This is a genomic window from Segatella salivae F0493, assembly GCF_000477535.1.
Lineage (GTDB): Bacteria > Bacteroidota > Bacteroidia > Bacteroidales > Bacteroidaceae > Prevotella > Prevotella salivae.
On sequence record NZ_AWGW01000025.1, the window covers coordinates 274,646 to 293,252 of the forward strand.

At 42.2% G+C, this 18,607-nt stretch carries 20 protein-coding genes and 1 tRNA gene; 14 read left to right on the forward strand and 7 right to left on the reverse strand.

Features of this window, described 5'->3' with window-relative positions:
* Nucleotides 1-11: 11 nt before the first annotated feature.
* The 4 genes from HMPREF9145_RS08740 to HMPREF9145_RS08755 all read right to left on the reverse strand — a co-directional run bounded on the left by HMPREF9145_RS08740 (nt 12) and on the right by HMPREF9145_RS08755 (nt 5,854).
* Nucleotides 12-1,265 (reverse strand): DUF4876 domain-containing protein, encoded by a 1,254-nt coding sequence (locus tag HMPREF9145_RS08740; protein WP_021825940.1) that lies wholly within the window; start codon nt 1,263-1,265, stop codon nt 12-14.
* Between the two features lie 13 nt (nt 1,266-1,278).
* Nucleotides 1,279-4,092 carry a TonB-dependent receptor gene (locus tag HMPREF9145_RS08745; RefSeq protein WP_021825969.1) on the reverse strand — a complete coding sequence of 938 codons (2,814 nt, stop codon included), beginning with the start codon at nt 4,090-4,092 and terminating at the stop codon, nt 1,279-1,281.
* A 412-nt stretch (nt 4,093-4,504) separates the two neighbouring features.
* Nucleotides 4,505-5,341 (reverse strand): glutamate racemase, encoded by an 837-nt coding sequence (gene murI / locus HMPREF9145_RS08750; protein ID WP_021825930.1) that lies wholly within the window; start codon nt 5,339-5,341, stop codon nt 4,505-4,507.
* A 3-nt stretch (nt 5,342-5,344) separates the two neighbouring features.
* The gene (locus HMPREF9145_RS08755; RefSeq protein WP_021825959.1) at nt 5,345-5,854 is read right to left on the reverse strand and encodes an OmpH/Skp family outer membrane protein; all 510 of its coding nucleotides are present in this window, start codon (nt 5,852-5,854) and stop codon (nt 5,345-5,347) included.
* 737 nt (nt 5,855-6,591) lie between these two features.
* On the opposite strand from HMPREF9145_RS08755, the gene HMPREF9145_RS13515 reads away from it, so the two are divergent.
* The 10 genes from HMPREF9145_RS13515 to HMPREF9145_RS08795 all read left to right on the forward strand — a co-directional run bounded on the left by HMPREF9145_RS13515 (nt 6,592) and on the right by HMPREF9145_RS08795 (nt 13,990).
* The gene (locus tag HMPREF9145_RS13515) at nt 6,592-6,765 is read left to right on the forward strand and encodes a hypothetical protein (RefSeq protein WP_155945298.1); all 174 of its coding nucleotides are present in this window, start codon (nt 6,592-6,594) and stop codon (nt 6,763-6,765) included.
* A 332-nt stretch (nt 6,766-7,097) separates the two neighbouring features.
* Nucleotides 7,098-7,226, forward strand: coding sequence for a hypothetical protein (locus HMPREF9145_RS14155; RefSeq protein WP_262502508.1), 129 nt, complete (start codon nt 7,098-7,100; stop codon nt 7,224-7,226).
* A gap of 671 nt (nt 7,227-7,897) precedes the next feature.
* On the forward strand, nt 7,898-9,154 hold the full coding sequence (gene metK / locus HMPREF9145_RS08760; protein ID WP_021825830.1) for a methionine adenosyltransferase: 1,257 nt from the start codon (nt 7,898-7,900) through the stop codon (nt 9,152-9,154).
* A 59-nt stretch (nt 9,155-9,213) separates the two neighbouring features.
* A complete protein-coding gene (locus HMPREF9145_RS08765) occupies nt 9,214-10,230 on the forward strand; it encodes a DUF4271 domain-containing protein (protein ID WP_021825882.1) in 1,017 nt (338 codons plus the stop codon).
* 7 nt (nt 10,231-10,237) lie between these two features.
* On the forward strand, nt 10,238-10,984 hold the full coding sequence (locus HMPREF9145_RS08770) for a uroporphyrinogen-III synthase (protein ID WP_021825920.1): 747 nt from the start codon (nt 10,238-10,240) through the stop codon (nt 10,982-10,984).
* A 24-nt stretch (nt 10,985-11,008) separates the two neighbouring features.
* Entirely contained in the window at nt 11,009-11,413 is a 405-nt protein-coding gene (gene rnpA, locus HMPREF9145_RS08775) for a ribonuclease P protein component (RefSeq protein WP_021825963.1), read from the forward strand.
* Nucleotides 11,410-11,661 (forward strand): membrane protein insertion efficiency factor YidD, encoded by a 252-nt coding sequence (gene yidD, locus HMPREF9145_RS08780; protein WP_007135144.1) that lies wholly within the window; start codon nt 11,410-11,412, stop codon nt 11,659-11,661. Before rnpA ends, yidD begins: the two co-directional genes overlap by 4 nt.
* Before the next feature lie 89 nt (nt 11,662-11,750).
* Entirely contained in the window at nt 11,751-13,052 is a 1,302-nt protein-coding gene (tyrS, locus tag HMPREF9145_RS08785; protein WP_007135145.1) for a tyrosine--tRNA ligase, read from the forward strand.
* Nucleotides 13,053-13,146: 94 nt separating this feature from the next.
* On the forward strand, nt 13,147-13,827 hold the full coding sequence (locus HMPREF9145_RS08790) for a DUF4919 domain-containing protein (RefSeq protein ID WP_021825850.1): 681 nt from the start codon (nt 13,147-13,149) through the stop codon (nt 13,825-13,827).
* A 92-nt stretch (nt 13,828-13,919) separates the two neighbouring features.
* Nucleotides 13,920-13,990: transfer RNA gene (locus HMPREF9145_RS08795), tRNA-Gln, on the forward strand.
* 209 nt (nt 13,991-14,199) lie between these two features.
* Here the strand turns inward: HMPREF9145_RS08795 and HMPREF9145_RS08800 are convergent.
* The gene (locus tag HMPREF9145_RS08800; RefSeq protein WP_021826007.1) at nt 14,200-14,409 is read right to left on the reverse strand and encodes a hypothetical protein; all 210 of its coding nucleotides are present in this window, start codon (nt 14,407-14,409) and stop codon (nt 14,200-14,202) included.
* Nucleotides 14,410-14,628: 219 nt separating this feature from the next.
* On the opposite strand from HMPREF9145_RS08800, the gene HMPREF9145_RS13040 reads away from it, so the two are divergent.
* Complete coding sequence (locus tag HMPREF9145_RS13040; protein WP_231369782.1) at nt 14,629-14,823, forward strand: tetrahydrofolate synthase; 195 nt, start codon at nt 14,629-14,631, stop codon at nt 14,821-14,823.
* Nucleotides 14,824-14,898: 75 nt separating this feature from the next.
* Here HMPREF9145_RS13040 and HMPREF9145_RS13750 read toward each other — a convergent pair whose 3' ends face one another.
* A complete protein-coding gene (locus HMPREF9145_RS13750; protein ID WP_196809760.1) occupies nt 14,899-15,012 on the reverse strand; it encodes a DNA-directed RNA polymerase in 114 nt (37 codons plus the stop codon).
* A 144-nt stretch (nt 15,013-15,156) separates the two neighbouring features.
* Between HMPREF9145_RS13750 and HMPREF9145_RS13975 the strand changes: the two genes are divergently transcribed.
* The gene (locus HMPREF9145_RS13975; protein WP_231369783.1) at nt 15,157-15,429 is read left to right on the forward strand and encodes a hypothetical protein; all 273 of its coding nucleotides are present in this window, start codon (nt 15,157-15,159) and stop codon (nt 15,427-15,429) included.
* Between the two features lie 561 nt (nt 15,430-15,990).
* Here HMPREF9145_RS13975 and HMPREF9145_RS08805 read toward each other — a convergent pair.
* On the reverse strand, nt 15,991-16,266 hold the full coding sequence (locus HMPREF9145_RS08805; protein WP_007135151.1) for an HU family DNA-binding protein: 276 nt from the start codon (nt 16,264-16,266) through the stop codon (nt 15,991-15,993).
* Between the two features lie 216 nt (nt 16,267-16,482).
* On the opposite strand from HMPREF9145_RS08805, the gene HMPREF9145_RS08810 reads away from it, so the two are divergent.
* Nucleotides 16,483-17,442: a rhomboid family intramembrane serine protease gene (locus tag HMPREF9145_RS08810; RefSeq protein WP_021825883.1), complete on the forward strand. Its 960-nt coding sequence runs from the start codon at nt 16,483-16,485 to the stop codon at nt 17,440-17,442.
* A gap of 11 nt (nt 17,443-17,453) precedes the next feature.
* Nucleotides 17,454-18,545 (forward strand): endonuclease/exonuclease/phosphatase family protein, encoded by a 1,092-nt coding sequence (locus HMPREF9145_RS08815; protein WP_021825818.1) that lies wholly within the window; start codon nt 17,454-17,456, stop codon nt 18,543-18,545.
* The last annotated feature ends 62 nt before the right edge of the window (nt 18,546-18,607 follow it).

The following is an 18,607-nucleotide window of genomic DNA, read 5'->3' on the forward strand; positions in this document are numbered from 1 at the left end:
TTGAAATCTCATCAATAAGTCTTATTCCATGAGGGCACACCTGTATGATATCGGTGGAGCATTGGAATCACTCCGCGCTCAAAATCATCGGTACTATTGTTCGTATCTTGTAGGATAATGGCCCCGTTATTGCGTCGAATCGTGTCGCCATTCTCAGTAACTACCTTTCTAACTACACCCAATCCGCAGTATGAAGAGCCTACCCACGTCATGCCAGCATCAATGACTGCAGGGATTCTTTTGGCATTAACGAACGTCTCATTATTAATACATTCCACCGCATCAAGCACGTATTGAAGTGGTATTTTGGCTTTAATGTCTTTACGATTCACCTCATGATCCTGGTATGTTTTGTTGTTAATGGGGTCCCAATCAGAGCCATTCGGTACTTTAAACATTGCGAAAGCACTTCCATAAACAGAAGTAAGGAACTGAGGTTGCTTGCCAAATTCGGGTTTACCATCATAGAAAACATGTATCATATTGATAGCCTTTCCATCGGGAAATCGGTTATTAAAGGGGAAGAACTCAAACTCAGCATGACTACAATCTACAGGAGAATTGGGGTTATATACAGGCAGTTTGTGGTTCACTGCCAATTGAGCGATGACGGCACTCTCGCCTGGTTGCAACGGATAATCATGCCCGTTACCAGGGAATTGCCATATACGCTCGGCATAACAAACGTCATTATTCACGCCACCGGCCCACACTGGAAGCTTACTTTTGTTAGCAACGTTGGGGGCAAGTTGGGCAAAATAAACGCTATCAAGATACTGAACATCGTTTGAGTTGTTATAAATCTCATAGAATTGGTCACGGAAATAGCCGAAGCCTGTAGGCGGTTTACTGCCTGCATAGTATATTTCTTTGAAGACTAATGGGCTTATTTTGAGTCCCTTTAGCGTGATATCAACAGACTGAACGCCTTTATAGAGCGCCTTGTTTACGGCATTCCCGTTTATGAAATACTCCGTTCCATCTGTAGAAAAGGCTGTTCCCGATACGCTAATGGTATAGATTCCAGGGACTATACTGTCAAGAATTGCATTGGCATTATCAGCATTTCGCATATAATGATAACCGTCTTCATAGTTATCTAACTTAATAATGAGGTTCTTAACTGTGCCCAATTGTGCTACGTCTATATTCAAATTGACATTCACTTTCAATGGACTGACTTTCTCTGCTGTACGTGTTTCGTCAAAGCCTGTACAGGAAACACCGCATAAGACAATAGTAAGAATGAGAAGAATATGTTTCATTTTGATGATGATTTTATAGTTTTAATGACATCTCCATACCGAAAAAGAAGTCACTATTGAGTTTATTGTAGACGCCAGGATAACGTTTACTCTTCATAATGGGATAGCTTCTGAAGAAGTTATTGGCAAAGAATGAGACGCGAGCAATGTTACTTATCTCTTTCGTTACATTGACATTAAATTGGAAATAGGGTTTAACCGTCTCCTTGATTGCATCAGCATGGCTTACATTTCGCAACAGATAATCATATCCTGCAGCCTTAACCTCATCGACATTACTAAACTTTCCTGGCTCAAAGAAATGGGCTTTATGATCTTGTAAGTCCATAAACCCAACGGGAATCAAGTCATTTTCATACTCCGCCCAATTGCTTTGATTCCATATCGCCTGTGCCGTTAGCGTTACAACAAAGCCAATTCGTGGAATGTTATGCGTGGCACGAAGTGTTGTTACGAATTGTTTCGTAAAATCCTTACTACCTTTCGGTGCGTAGATTGCAATGTTCTTTCTCACTGAAGGGTCACCATTTGAATTGTCATAGAACTCATATTGTTGTGGTGTATAGCACGCTTCAAGCCATGAACCATTAAGTTGAAAGCTTGTGCGGATAGGCTTAATATAACCCGAAGTCAATTCAAACTCAACGCCTTTTGTACGTACATCCTGACTATTTATAGGCGTATAATAAGGTGAAAGGATAGGATATACCCCCTTTGTTACTAACTGATTACTTGCATTACGCATATAGATGGCATAATCAAATGGCAGGAAGCTGGTCAACGTATTCCCCAAACTATATCCATTATAGAGGTGTTCCGTGAAGCCAGTAACGTTCAAACCAAACGTTCCTAAACGTAAATCTATGCCCACTTCTCGCTTAAAATTCTTCGCGATTCGAAGCGACTTGTTTTGCGTTTCGACTGTTTTCGTCGTAGAAAGTAATATGCGGTCGGCCTCTGGAATGCTTTCATTTGTCAGCTCATTGATGTGTACATATTCATAATAAGCCCTTTCGGGATAGAGATAAACGAGTGTAGGCATCTTGGCAGTAATACCATATCCCGCATGGAAAGTAAGGATATTAGGAAGTATATCGATTGAAGTGTTGAAACGAGGACTAACAGTTCCACCCACAACCGAAGCGTGATCATACCGCAATCCTGCCTGTAATCTAAGTGTGCGTTGACCCAAATTAATGTCAAGATTGTCTTCCGTATAAAGACTAAACAACTTGATATAGGGAATATCTTTATAGCGGCGAGGGCGATAACTGCCGTCAAAGTTTTTCACAGATCTATAAGGTGGCGTCTCAACGCTCCACTTTGTACCTTCTCCTTCGTTGCCATCAAGCTTAAATTCTGCACCAAAGAGTAAACCATTATTTAAGATTCCAAACGATTTAAACAGGTTAGCGGTGAGCTTACCAAACACATTTACCTCCCGACTATCAATCTCGTTGTGACTTACATAGCCGTTAGACAGATAGTGAGCATAATATCCTGATGCAACATCCGAAGCCCCAAAATGAGTCAACTCCTGATGGTTTGCATCATAAACATGCTGTCCTACTCGGTTACTTAGGGTTGTTCCATCTATTAAAGTGCCTGAGTAGACAGCATTAGCTGCCGTTTCTTCTGCCTCTGTCATGCCTTGTTTTGAAACATAACTTGCTTGCAACACATATCTGATATTACGCAACCAACCTTGGTTTATCTGCCAAAGTCCATTGGTATTCAAGCGGAGTCCATAGTCTTCCTGACGTCTTTTGTCGAGTGGAAGATCAGGATTCTGAGCCAGCTGGTCCTTAGAATAGTTAAAAGAAAGCGATGTATTAGTGCGCAGTTTGTTATTAAAGAGCCCGTTAGAATAAGCTAACCGCGTGTTGATACGCTGAAAAGTGAGGTCGTTATTGGTCACTTTGTTATTGCTATAAGCATAATCTCCGCTCACATTCAATGCTCCCAACTTCTCGCCAAGTGTCCAACCACTTCCTAAACTGGCTTCATAGATGTTGGGATTTGCCTTTACACTAACGCGGAAAGGCTCGCGTCCAGCCTTTGTATGCAGGATGATTGCGCCCGAAGTAAGGTCACTATACTCCACAGAAGGAATGCCTCTGATAATCTCTACGGATTCAATGTTGTCGGTAGATACGTCACGTGTGTCTATGCCGGCATTGGCAGAAGCTCCTCCTGCCATAGAAGTGACAGCGCCGTTCAACGATGGATTGAGCGCACTTAGATTGGCATTGTTCGACAAAGGTGCACCATCTTGGATAATGGCTGTACCAAAAGAGTTTATCTGATTCAGCCCATTGTCACTCACTCCGCGTATCGTTGCCATACCTGCCTTGTTTAATTGCTGATTCGTGGATATGGCACCAGGAGCCAAAGCCAATACATCTGCAAGACTTGTTGCCTGTAAATGGTCGATGGCATTGCGGTTAATATACGATGAAGTGGATGAGCCGCTCGTCTTAGTACGTGCTACTACAACGATGTTATCAAGGTGGAAGTTCTCCTCTTTCATTGTAAAGTTGAGATGCATACTGCCTTTCAGATTGACAATCGTATCGATATCTTGCTTACCAATGTATTTGATGAGCATGCGAACACGTCCTTGTGGCACATTGTCTAAGCGGTAATGTCCCGATGCATTCGTAACCGTTACAAGCTTGAAGTCGGCAATCGAGATTGTCGCCCCAATGAGTCCTTGTCGCTCTGTGTCGCTGATTGTGCCACTCACACTGCCCACCTGTTGTGCAGAACCCGTCAAAACGGCTGCAAAAAGCAGTGTAAACACGAAAAGAATCTTTAGATGTTTCATTTAATAATGATGTAGGTTGTTTCTTAATTAATACGCATATAAGTACTCTCCTCATGGTGTGCAAACGGCACACACATAGGAACTGCAAAGTTAATTTATATAAATTAGCTATACAATACTATATAATAGGTATTTTATCACTGTAAAAACCCTACACGATTTATTTGTGAACGATGCGCAAGATAGAATAAAATGCAAGATGATTTACAAGAACATATCGTGTGATTCACTACGCAATGCGTTCTTATTCACATGAAATCAGCTTGCTTTTCACCTCATTTTGTGCGCAGATGTGCATCATGTAAAACCATGAAAAACAAAAAAACTTCTGATGTTTCATGTCATTTCTAAATAGAAAGTAAAAAGAAACACACAGAAGAATGAAGGAATAACCTAAACAGATAGGCCTATGTCACAACTCAACATGCTCCACATCGACACGCTCATGCAAAAAGACTTGTGCACTTTCCTTAAAGCGTTCGGGATTCTCGGTAGTCAGATAACGACACGAACCGCCTTGCGTTATCTGCTGTTCGATGTCAAGATGTCGGCTAAGATAGCTTTGAAGACTTCCTGCAACATATTCACCTTGCGGGATAATCCGCACTCCTGGTGCCACATACTTAACGATTTTAGGCATCAAAATGGGGTAGTGTGTGCAGCCAAGTATAATGGTATCTATCGCCGGATCACGTCGCATGAGGTCGTCAATACGCTTCTTTACAAAGTAATCGGCACCCGGACTGTCGGCTTCATTGTATTCAACTAAGGGCACCCAAAACGGACATGCCACACCCGTTACTTTGATTTCGGGCCATAGTTTCTTGATTTCAAGCTCATAACTATGGCTCTTCACCGTTCCCTCGGTAGCCAAAAGACCCACATGATTGTTTTGGGTCAGTGTGCCAATCACCTCTGCTGTAGGCCTGATTACACCCAACACACGGCGTGAAGGGGTGATATTTGGTAAATCATTCTGCTGAATACTGCGCAAAGCTTTAGCCGAAGCAGTGTTACATCCGAGGATAACAAGGTGACAACCCAACTCAAAGAGTTTCATAACGGCTTGTCGAGTGAACTGATAAACCACATCAAACGAGCGCGTGCCATAAGGCGCACGGGCATTATCTCCGAGGTAGATATAGTCGTATTGGGGCAGCAATTGACGAATGCCATGCAGGATAGTAAGTCCTCCATAGCCTGAATCGAACACGCCTATCGGCCCTGGTTGTTCGGGAAACTTCGTCATCTTTTAACGCTTTACAGCATCTTTTACGAGCGCGTTGATGTCTTCTCCCACAATATTATTCACGTAAGGAACAGCATCATTGTCGGTGTTGAGGATGAAAGCATAGCCGCGTTCGGCGCCAATGCGAGCCACAATAGCACGCAAACGCACTTTAAGTGCAGCCTTACTTTCGGCATCTGCTTGATCAAGTAAACGTTTAGACTCGTTCTTAAATGCCACGTTCTTCTCCATCATCTCTTGCAACTCAGCTTGTCGTTTCTGTAGAATCAGCGGAGCAAAGTCACGTTGTCCGTCAAGAAACTGCTCGTATTTCTTGTTGAAATCGTCTTCAACACGCTTACCTTCTTCTTCATATTTTGCACGAAGGGCAGCCATGTCACGTTCTGAAACGGCATATCCTGGCATTGCTTTCAATGCCTCTGAGAAACTGAAATACCCATATTTAAGAGGTGACTGCGCACTAATCGTGAGCGTCATTGCCATAAAAGTAAGTGCGAGAAATAGCTTTTTCATCTTTTCTTTGATTTATTTTTTATTTCCAAAACTCTGATTTTCCATCATGAACTCATTCGTAAATGGGGATTGCGAAACCTGCTTCGCCCAACAAACGATAGGTCATTCAATCGTCATTAGTCCCATCTCTGTTCATGTAATCTGTTGCGAAGATACAATCTTTTATTGAAATTGCAAAGTTTTTGAAATGGAATTGTCGCTACAAGGTCATTACATCGCCCTGCAAACTATATTTTTTCGTTTTATTGATAAAGGTAGAATGAGGGTGAATGTGAACTACATTGCATGGCTGATTGCATGATTCTATCACGTCTTTCCACGCAGAAAACGTACAACATCTACGGCGTTGACCTCTTCACTACATGCATAACCTAAGGTAGGCTGACGTCAACCTTAGGCTATAAAACGTACAATGCCTTCAGCGTTGAACTAAAATGGTATTATAATCTGTGTCATTTCACACGCTAAAATGCGTCAAATGGTCGCATGATTTGGCGTATTTTACACGATGAAATGACGCAAACCATTTTACGCTTCATTATCAACAACATCACCATCCCTAAATAACCCCGAAATAACCTCCTCTATTTCCACGACTAACTACTCCCCTCTCTCTTCGGAGAGGGGCTGGGGGTGAGGCTTTGTTTCCCTTACACCATTTCCCCTTTAATTATCAACCACGCCACGCCCACAATTGTTTCATCTCGTAACTGTGTTGGTATTGTGCTATTATCCCAATGAATGAATTTCGTAATATAAATGCGCTCATGGTGCAACGCCGTAGGTGTTATGTCGGTATTTCAATGAATGTATTTTACAATATAAATTCCCTTACCACGCAACTCGGTACGAGTTGTTCCTTTGATAGCCCGGGGTTGGCGAGGGATGAGCCTACCCCGGGTAAACATTAGCAAGGAGATTCAACGCCATAGGTGTTGCGCTTTTTCTATGAAGGCACGCTTATAATGAAACTTTTTATGGCGGATAACGCCGAAAAAGCGCAACGCCTATGGCGTTGTTCCCCACAAACCATACATTAACCCAGGGTAGCCTGCACTATCGTTTGGCAACCCTGGGCTATCAAAAGCGCAACACCTACGGCGTTGAAACGTGCATTTTATAATACAATTAATACCAACATGCGAATAAATAAACAGCAAAATGTGCAAATATTTCGGTGGATACATCCACCATTATAAGTGTTGTAACAACGCAATGCCGTCGGTATTGCGCCATTATTTTAATGAATGAATTTCGCAATATAAATGTTCTCCCCATGCAACTCGGTACGAGTTGTTCCTTTGATAGCCCGGGGTTGGCGAGGAACGAGCCTACCCCGGGTCAACGTTCGCAAGGAGATTCAACGCCGTAGGTGTTGAGCTTTTTCTGTGAAAACATGGGTATAGCGAGGGGATTTATGCCGGATTACGCTTAAAAAGCGTAACACCGATGGCGTTGTTCCACGTACACCAAACATTAACCCAGGGTAGCCTGCACTATCGTTTGGCAACCCTGGGCTATCAAAAGCACAACACCTACGGCGTTGAAATATGTGTTTTGTAACACCATTTCTATTGTTTCATGCGGTAAAATGCGGTAAATCATGTACCTATTTACCACAAATCATTTTACGCTTCATTATCAACAACATTACCACCCCTAATTAATCCTCAAACAACTCGCTCCATTTCAAAGAGTAACTACTCCCCTCCCTCTTCGGGGAGGGGCTGGGGGAGAGGCTTTGTTTGCCTTTTATATCAACGACATTTGCATCATTACACCTCATGTTTATTCGTATTTTGTGGCGGCATTAGCTGTTGATTGTCAGTTAAAACAGGTTAAAACGGGAGATATTTTTCGTGAGTTATTATTTTGTTTTCTCATGAATTATGTCTAACTTTGCAGGCGATTAATATATTAAGTGTAACATTTGTGGAAGAATTTGGCTGCTTGCAACCACATAAAAAAATGCTAAAACTGCAAAATCCCCCTAAGATTTTACGGTTACTTGGTGTTTTTCCACGCTAAAAAAGTAATGGAAGAATGAGCTATTTATTTTCTTCAGAGTCGGTGTCTGAAGGTCATCCAGACAAGGTTTCCGACCAGATTTCAGATGCTTTACTTGACCAATTCCTCGCTTATGACGAGCATTCGCACTGTGCAATAGAGACATTTTGCACCACAGGTCAAGTGGTTATAATGGGTGAAGTGCGTTCAAAAGAGTATATAGACCTACAGACTATCGCCCGAAACACAATCAAAAAGATTGGTTATACGAAAGCCGAATATCAGTTTGATGGCGACTCTTGCGGCGTAATGACAGCCATTCATGAGCAAAGCGACGATATAAACAGAGGCGTAAGTCGTACAGATGAGGACGAGCAGGGTGCCGGAGATCAAGGTATGATGTTTGGTTATGCAACGAATGAAACCGAGAATTACATGCCTGTTTCATTGGAGTTGTCTCACTTGTTGATGCAAACCTTGACGGAAATTCGCCGTGAAGGAAAGCAGATGACTTATCTTCGTCCTGATGCAAAGAGTCAAGTGACGATTGAATATAGTGATGCTGGTATTCCATTTCGTATTGATACGATTGTTGTTAGCACGCAACACGATAACTTCCTTGACGACGATAAGGCGATGTTGGCTAAGATTTGCGATGACGTTATCAATATTCTTATCCCACGTGTAAAGGCAAAGTTGGGTGGAAAAGTATTGGCATTGTTCAATGATGACATTAAATACTTTGTCAATCCTACGGGTAAATTCGTCATAGGTGGACCTCATGGAGATACCGGTTTGACGGGACGTAAGATAATAGTTGACACGTATGGTGGCAAGGGAGCACACGGAGGAGGCGCCTTTTCGGGTAAAGATCCGTCGAAAGTAGACCGTTCTGCCGCCTATGCTACACGTTATATTGCAAAGAATATGGTGGCAGCTGGCGTTGCAGATGAAATGCTTGTGCAACTTGCTTACGCTATAGGCGTGGCACAACCCGTTAGTGTTTATGTGGATACTTTCGGTCGAAGTAAGGTGCAAATGAGTGATGGTGAGATTGCAAAGAAAATCAAAGAGATGTTTGATTTGCGTCCACGTGCCATCGAACGGATGCTGAAACTGCGTCAGCCTATGTACTTAGAGACTGCTGCTTATGGTCATATGGGACGCAAGAATGAGGTGGTAAAGAAGACGTTTACAAGTCATTATCATGAATCAAAGACTATAGATGTTGAGCTGTTTACATGGGAAAAGCTCGATCGTGTGGACGAAATCAAGCGCGCATTCAACCTATAACAGCATAATAAGAGGGTGGATAGAGTTGCTATCTGCCCTTTTTTCAACTCCCCGAAACCATGCAACAAGAAGATTCTATCGCAAGTGCTGAGATGCAACAAAGCCGACAAGGTGCGGCTGTTCGTGTGCAGAAGCAACCCACTCCGGCTGAAATCATAGGGTGGTTGCCTAAGAATGCCACGCCTGAACAGCAAGATTCTGCCATTCAAGCACATATTAAACCCAGTAAGATTCGTTGGAGTAATCGACCTGATACGTTACATCTTCCAGGACAACCCGTTGGGAAAAGCTGGCGAGATGTAACGCTTCCGCGGTATTATAAGGAATCATTCTTCTCAAAATCTCCGTTGTTTCATCCCGAACAACCTGGCGGAAGATTGGGTGTTGCAGGTGACCCTGTGCCTTATTCTGTAGCGTCTGACAATGTCATTACAGGCATTCTGTTGTCTTGTTTCATTATTTGTATGGTGGGATATACTAAGTCGAAGCGATTCATTCAGCGTCAAGCGAAGAACTTCTTCTATGTTCAACATGGTGAAACTACAGTCATTTCAGAGACTTCAAGCGAGCTTCGCTTCCAGTTCTTCCTAATGCTTCAGACGTGTCTTCAACTCTCGTTGCTGTTCTTTTTCTATACACGTGCCACGATAAGTGACACATTTATCGTTGAACAATATAAGGTAATAGGATGGTTTACGGGTGGAATCTTAGCCTATTTCCTATTGAAAATAGCCGCTTATTCGATAGTAGATTTGACATTCTTTGATGCGAAAAAAAATGAACAATGGCTGAAGTCATTCTTCTTTATCGTGTCAACAGAGGGCTTGTTAATATTTCCTGTTGTGATGCTTATGGCCTACTTTGGTCTTGAACTGCATCATGCCATGATTTATTCTTCATTTATCATTATTCTACTTAAAATCCTTTCGTTTTATAAGACCTATCTTATCTTTTTCAGATACAAAGGTAGTTTTCTGCAGAATATTTTGTACTTTTGTGCGCTTGAAGTCATACCCTTGCTCGCATTGTGGGGAGTTTTGGCGACGATTAATAGTTATTTGAAAATCAATTTTTAAGACATCAATGATAAAGAAGATTCTAATTTCTCAACCAAAGCCTGCAAGTGAGAAGTCGCCTTATTACGATCTTGCCCAAGAACATGGTGTAAAGATGGTGTTTAGACCATTCTTTAAGGTTGAAGGAATATCCTCTAAAGAGTTCAGACAGCAAAAGATTAGCATGTTAGATCATACAGCTGTAGTGTTCACCTCACGTCATGCGATAGATAATTACTTTAAGCTTGCAAAGGAATTACGCATCACTATACCTGAGGATATGAAGTATTTTTGCCTCATAGAGACCATTGCTCTTTACATACAAAAGTATGTTCAATATCGTAAACGCAAGGTTTTCTTTGGCACAAATGGTAAGATTGATGGTCTTATGCCGCAGATGTTGAAGCATAAAGACGAGAAATACTTGGTGCCATTGAGTAGTGTTCATAACGACGATATAAAGAATATGCTTGATAGTAAGGGGCTAAAGCACAGCGAATGTGTGATGTATCGCACAATCAGTAATGACTTTACAGAAGAAGAAAAGAAAGACTTCGACTATGATATGCTGGTGTTTTTCAGTCCAACGGGCGTCAAAGCACTGAAGAAAAACTTTCCAGATTTCAAGCAAGGTGACATCAAAATAGCGGCTTTTGGGCCTGCAACTGCGAAAGAAGTTGAGGCACAAGGCATGCACATTGACCTTGTTGCGCCGAGTAAAGAGCATCCTTCGATGACCTCTGCGCTAAAGGCTTATCTTGCAGAAAATAAGTAAATCGTCATAAACCGATAGCAGTAGATGGTGGAAAACCTCTCTCATCGACTTCCAAAACAAGAGCGTGTATGTAGTAAAAAGCTTATTGACAGGCTCTTTAATGGCGGACATAGTCACACAATGTCAGCCTTTCCGTTGCGTGTTGTCTATATGACAATGACGCAAGATGAAGGAGATGCCTCACTACCTCCCACGCAATTGCTCGTTAGTGTGCCTAAGAAACATTTCAAACGTGCCGTAAAACGCAATCGGGTTAAACGTCAAGTGCGCGAGGCATATCGCTTGCAACGCCAAATTGTTTCACTCAAAGTCAAAGACAAGCAGAGTGTCGTTATGGCGTTTATATGGCTTGATGACAAGCTTTGGCCTACCGAAACGGTCAAGCAAAAGGTTGGAAACTTGATGCAACGCATTAGTGAAAAGCTATGAAAACGCTACACACTCTCTTGCATTGGCTATCGCGTCTTGTGGTGGGAGCATTGCTTTTACCCATCTACTTCTACCAACATGTCATCTCACCTTGCACGCCTCCATCGTGTCGTTTCACACCAACGTGCTCGGAATATGCCCGACAAGCTCTCATCAAACATGGCCCGTTGAAGGGACTTGCATTGGCAATATGGCGCATTCTCAGGTGTAATCCATGGGGAGGAAGCGGATATGATCCCGTGCCTTGAATGGCATCGGAAACCAACTCACGACATATCAATAAACAATGCAGCCGCATTCAAAATGCATCTGGCTGCTTTTCATAATATAAAAAGACATGGCAAAGAACTTCGTTGAAGAACTTAAATGGCGTGGTATGCTTGCACAAATCATGCCGGGAACAGAAGAATATCTGCAGACCCACATGGTGTCGGCCTATTTAGGCACTGACCCCACGGCGGATTCTCTGCATATCGGTCACCTCTGTGGCATCATGATGTTGCGCCATTTGCAGCGTTGTGGACATAAACCTTACTTGCTTGTTGGTGGAGCTACGGGCATGATAGGCGATCCTTCGGGCAAAAGTCAGGAGCGAAACCTATTAGATTCAGAGACGCTCTACCACAATCAAGAGGCCATCAAAAAGCAAGTGGCGAAGTTCCTTGACTTTGATGGCAGCGAGCCGAATAAGGCAGAACTCGTTAATAACTATGACTGGATGAAGGATTTCACGTTCCTTGATTTCGCAAGAGAAGTCGGAAAGCACATCACAGTCAATTATATGATGGCCAAAGACAGTGTACAGAAGAGATTAAATGGTGAAGCTCGCGATGGACTTTCATTCACTGAGTTCACTTATCAGCTTTTACAGGGCTATGATTTCCTTTATCAATATCAGCACTATGGCGTCAGATTGCAGCTCGGTGGAAACGATCAGTGGGGCAATATGACCACAGGAACGGAACTTATCCACCGTACTCTTGGCAACGATGCAGAGGCTTTCTGTCTCACTTGCCCATTGATTACAAAGGCAGATGGCAAGAAGTTTGGCAAAACGGAAAGCGGAAATGTTTGGCTTGACCGTCAACGCACCACACCTTATGCCTTCTATCAGTTCTGGTTGAACGTCAGTGATAGCGATGCCGAGCGTTATATCAAAATCTTTACTGACCTTGATAAGGAGGAGATTGATGGGCTTGTAGCCGAACATCAGCAAGATCCGGGCCGACGAATCCTACAGAAACGTCTCGCAGAAGAGGTCACTACGATGGTACATTCAAAGGAAGATCTTGATATGGCCATTGCCGCGAGCAACATACTCTTTGGTAAAGCCACCAAGGATAGCCTCGCCCAATTGGATGAGGCTACTCTAAACGATGTGTTCAAAGATGTTCCTCACTACACGATTGACCGCTCATTGCTCGGTAATCCGGCTGTAGATGTGTTCAATCAAGAGGGAATGGACATCTTCCCAAGCAAGAGTGAGATGAGAAAACTCGTCAAAGGAGGTGGTGTAAGCTTGAATAAGGAGAAACTCTCTGCCTTTGATCAGCTTGTCACAACCGATGACCTTATCGATGGAAAATATCTTCTTGTGCAACGCGGAAAGAAGAACTATTATCTCATTACCGTCAAGTAAGATTTCATTTGCATATCAATAAAAGAAGTCTGCAAGGCACTTTACCTTGCAGACTTTTTTGTATATTTGCTTCATCTATCTCAAATGATGTCACATGAAGAAATATATAATCACCTTTCTACTTCTGTTTTGCGCGCTCATCTGTACTGCTCAGGAATATAAAAGCTTTGATAAGGCCGAATGGAAACACATCAAAGCACTATGCGCTTCGCGTCCTGACAGCATTCGAAATCTTGTGAAAACCTTACTAAATGGCGTGACTAAGTCTCCATTAACCACAGCGAAGAGCCAGTTAATCTATATCGGGCAAAGCTATATCAGCCAGGGAAAAGAAGAAAAAATGGTTCAAGAAATGCTCAAAGCCCTTATTAAAGGCAACACCAACAAAGCCATAACCTACGCCCAACAGGCGCTCGCTATCAATCCTATCAGCCTCCCTGCCATCGTTTTTATGGGCAGAGAAGCACGTAATATGGTAGGAAATGGCACCAATTCTCCTATAAATGTTGACGCAGAAGCATACTATCTACGCATAGCAACGTGCGTTCTTGATGCCATATCTTCGACGGGTGACGGCACCATAAGCCATCCTTTTGTCATTACTTCAGAGGAAGATGCACGTTTTTTCATGCACTATCAGTTGCGATTGAAAGGCGAAAAAAGAGCCAAAAGAACAGGAAATCGTCTTGATTTCGACCTGTCTTGCGCTAATGATTGCTACAATCGACCAACCATTTCCTTTGATATCACGCGCGTAATAGAACTTCAAGAGTAGCCGAAACAATAGAGGCCGATGTGTAAGGAATAACAAAAAATCAAGTAAAAATTTGGTAGTGTGCGAAAGAAACATTACCTTTGCACCCAGATTGTCCTATGGTGTAATGGTAGCACTACAGTTTTTGGTTCTGTCAGTGGTGGTTCGAATCCGCCTGGGACAACTCAAAAGCGCCGAAAGATACTTATATCTTTTGGCGCTTTTTGTTTCTCCATGTTCCTTATTTTGCCTCAAAATCTGTTTGAATGAAGCACCTTTCCCGTCCATTTTAGTTAAGTTTCTTGAGCTACATTGATGTTATTCGTTTTATGGAATGAACGATTCTGCATCATCAGTATTGTGGTTTCTTTGCGTAATTTGTCCCAAATCATTTTATCTTTGATTATCAACCATGTCAATATCTCTAATTAACCCATTTGCCGTTATAACTGTAGTAATACGCAACGCCAAAGCCATTGTACCAATACTCCAATGAATGTATCCGCCATTGCGAATGTTGTAACTACGCAACGCCAAAGCCTTTGTACCAATACTCCAATGAATGTATCCGCCATTGCGAATGTTGCAATAATGCAACGCCATGAGTGTTATGTCAATATCTAAATGAATATATTTGTCATTGTGAATGTTGCAATATCGTAACGTCGTAGGTATTATGCCAATATATCAATGAATGTATTTGTCATTGCGAATGTGGTAACGATGCAACTCCGTAGGTGTTATGCCGGTATATCAATGAATGTATTTGTCATTGTGAATGTTGCAATATCGTAACGTCGTAGGTATTATGCCAATATATCAATGAATGTATTTGTCATTGTGAATGTGGCAACGATGCAACTCCGTAGATGTTATGCCGATATTCCAATGGATGTATCTATTACCATGAATGCTCCTACCACGCAACTCGGTACGAGTTGTTCTTTTGATAGCCCGGGGTTGGCGAGGAACGAGCCTACCCCGGGTAAACGTTCGCAAGGAGATTCAACGCCGTAGGTGTTGAGCTTTTTCTATGAAGGCACGCTTACAACGAAATCTTTCATGGCGGATTAATCTAAAAAAGCGCAACACCTACGGCGTTGTTCCATGCACAGCATATGCCAACCCAGGGTAGCCTGCACTATCGTTTGGCAACCCTGGGCTATCAAAAGCACAACACCTACGGCGTTGTTCCCCGCACAACATACGTTAACCCAGGGTAGCCTGCGCTATCGCTTGTCAACCCTGGGCTATCAAAAACGCAACACCTACGGCGTTGAAACGTGCATTTTGTAATACAATTGATGGCAACATGCGAATAAATAAACGCCAAAAGGTGCCAAGATTTCAATGGATATATCCTCCATAATGAATGCGCTCATCAGGCAACGCCATGGGTGTTATGCCAATATTCCAATGAATGTATCCGCCATTGCGAATGTTGTAACTATGCAACGCTGTAAGCGTTGTACTTTTGATAGCCCAGGGTTGACAAGCGAAAGCGAAGTCTACCCTGGGTCATTTGCCGTGAGTGGCAACAACGCTGTAGGCGTTATACCTTTTATACCTCATCATTTTATCACGGCATTCTACGCAGAAAACGTACAACACCTACGGCGTTGACCTCCTCACTACATGCATAACCCAGGGTAGGCTGACGCCAACCCTGGGCTATAAAAGGTACAACGCCTTCAGCGTTGAACTGCAAATGCATTGTAAACAGCGTTATTTTACATGAAGAACTGCGTCATTTTACGGTGTAAAATGATGCACTTTATGCGGTAAAATGATAGAGATTGTATTGTCTTTCCAATGTCCTTTCTTAATAGTTGGTATAAGATGTTGATTTTCATAGGTTTAGATTGTATTCAAAGTGAACTTTAATTTATTGTAGAAATACGTTCTGTGGTAAATCTTTTCATCTTTTGTGATGTTGGATTTATGGTCGATTTGTTCAGTTTTTATAAAGGAGTGGGGGTGCTCTTTTGCTGTATAGAGATGAGGAAGTGAGTCTAAGCAAAGGAGGATGATACTTGAAATGTGATGAGTTATGAATCAAGACGGCGGATCAGAGCACTATCTTTCTGGGCAAAAGGCATAGGATTCGTCTCAAAAGAAAAGCGGACTCCTCAATGAAAATCATTGAAAAGTCCGCGTAAATAAAGTTGCGATTAATCTTTACAATTATGCGTTTACAGCGTCAGCGAGTTCTGCACCTGCTTTGAACTTAGCCACTTTCTTAGCTGCAATCTTGATTTTTGCCTTAGTTGCAGGGTTGATTCCCTCGCGAGCTGGACGCTCATTAACACTGAAAGTGCCAAAACCTACGAGCTGAATCTTATCGCCTTTCACGAGAGCTTCCTTGATAGCAGCTGTTGTTGCGTCTAATGCTTTCTTTGCTTCTGCCTTGCTCAAGCCTGCGCCTGCAGCAATTTTGTCGATCAATTCTGTTTTGTTCATAATTTTGTTTTAATTAGATGATTATTTAATGAATAATTCGTCACTTTATTTGGCAAATATAGATGATTCCTTTCATAAATCAAATAAAAAAGCGAAAAAAGTGGAATAAAATAGTAAAAATTGCCTTGAAACGGCCTTTCTATGGGCTAATTAAACGATATTTTTCGTATTTTTGCAGTCAAATAACAATTAGACAACAATAAAAATTCAACTCAAATGATGCGTATTCCCACCGTAACGAAGAACCTTCTCCTCATCAACGTGATTGCGTTTATCTTGATGTGGCTGCTTCAAAGAGTTAGTTTCATGGGAGGAACTCCGATAGACCTCAACAACATCTTTGGTCTTCACTTCTTCCTTGCGACTGATTTTCAATTCTATCAGCTCTTTACTTACATGTTCATGCATGCCAATTTAGAACATATATTCTTTAATATGTTTGCGCTATGGATGTTTGGTATGGTTGTAGAACAAGTGTGGGGACCGCGTAGGTTCTTGTTTTATTACATTATATGTGGTATTGGTGCCGGAATCTTTCAAGAGGCAGCACAGTTTTGTTCGTTCTATTTGACAGTGTCATCTCACATTCCTTCGTTCACGATAGGACAGCTTCCACAGATTGCTTACCAGCTATCTCCGATGTTGAATAACTGGACTACGGTCGGTGCTTCGGGTGCTATTTATGCCATACTGCTGGCATTTGGTATGCTGTTTCCAAACGAACGATTGTTTATTATCCCCATCCCCATCCCCATAAAAGCTAAGTTTTTCGTCATGATATATGCCGGCATAGAACTTGTTATGGCGCTATCGACAGCGAGTGATAACGTGGCTCACCTGGCTCATCTCGGTGGAATGATTGTGGGATTCTTCTTGATTCGTTATTGGAGAAGGCATCCGGGAGTTGGTAATAACGCTTTACAAGGACAGCAATTCTTTGATAATTTGAAGCGTAAATGGGACCATCGTAAGCAACAACAAGGGGGAAATGGGAATGCCACTCACGTCAATGGAGGCGATAATATCAATCGACAGAGCGACTGGGAATATAACCGTCGCAAGCAAGAAGATCAGGAAGAGGTAGACAGAATCCTTGATAAGATTCGCAAAAGTGGTTATGATAGTCTTTCAGCGGATGAGAAACGGAGGCTCTTTGAAAGTAGTAAGAAGAACTGACGGCAGCGACTATGATGCGTAATCTGAAACGATTCTCTTTGCAAATGGTGGCTGGAGCCAATCTGGCTACTATCTTAGTGATGCTTCTTGTGGGGTATTCGGATCGCTTAAACCCTATAAAACATCAGGTGTTAGCTAATGCCGGACTCGTTTTTCCCGTTTTTCTTATCATCAATTTTGGCTTTCTTGTCTTTTGGCTTTGCTTCAAAAAGAAAGGTGCTTTGTTGCCACTTGCAGGCTATCTTGTTTGTTATGGTCCTGTGAGAACCTATATTCCATTCAACATTCCACAGTCAGTTCCCGACAAGGCGATTAAGGTAATGTCTTATAATGTGTGGAGTTTTGCGGGGTGGAAGCGCTATGCTAATGGGAAGTTTCCTATCTTGGAATATATTAAAGTGCAGCATCCTGATATCTTATGTATGCAAGAAGCCATGACAAATGAAATCGGACAATATCGTGTAGACGCTGTTCTTGATAAATTATATGCTTATAAAGACACGCTGAGATATTCGCAAACGAGTGATTGTATCGCCTTATACAGTAGATATCCCATTGTTTCTCACGAGCGCATTAGCTATCCATCGAAGGGAAATTTGAGTGGAGCCTTTGAGGTAAAGATAGGGAATGATACCGTGATTATAGTCAATAACCACCTTGAAACTACAGGACTTTCCAATGAGGATAAACGTGAGTTTAAGTCGTTAGTAAAGGGAGATTTAAAGGTGATGGCAGCCAAACAAACTTCTTATCGTTTAGTAGATAAGCTTGGAGATGCCTCGGCTAAGCGAGCGGTTCAGGCTGATGCAGTTGCCCGATATATTAGTAATCATTTAGATAAAAGCATGATAGTGTGTGGCGATTTCAATGATACGCCCATATCTTATGCCCGACATACCATTGCAAAAAACCTCATTGATTGTTATGTTTCCACAGGAAATGGCCCGGGAGTAAGCTATCATGCTGGAGGAATGTATGTGCGAATAGATCATATTATGTGTACAAAAGATTGGCAACCTTATGCTTGTAAGGTCGACCATAGTATTGGAGAATCAGACCACTACCCAATAGTTTGCTGGCTGAAAAAGCGAGGAAATGGTTGAAAAAAATATATTTCACGCGTATAAATTTTACAGACTGCAAGAAAATTTGTATTTTTGCACGT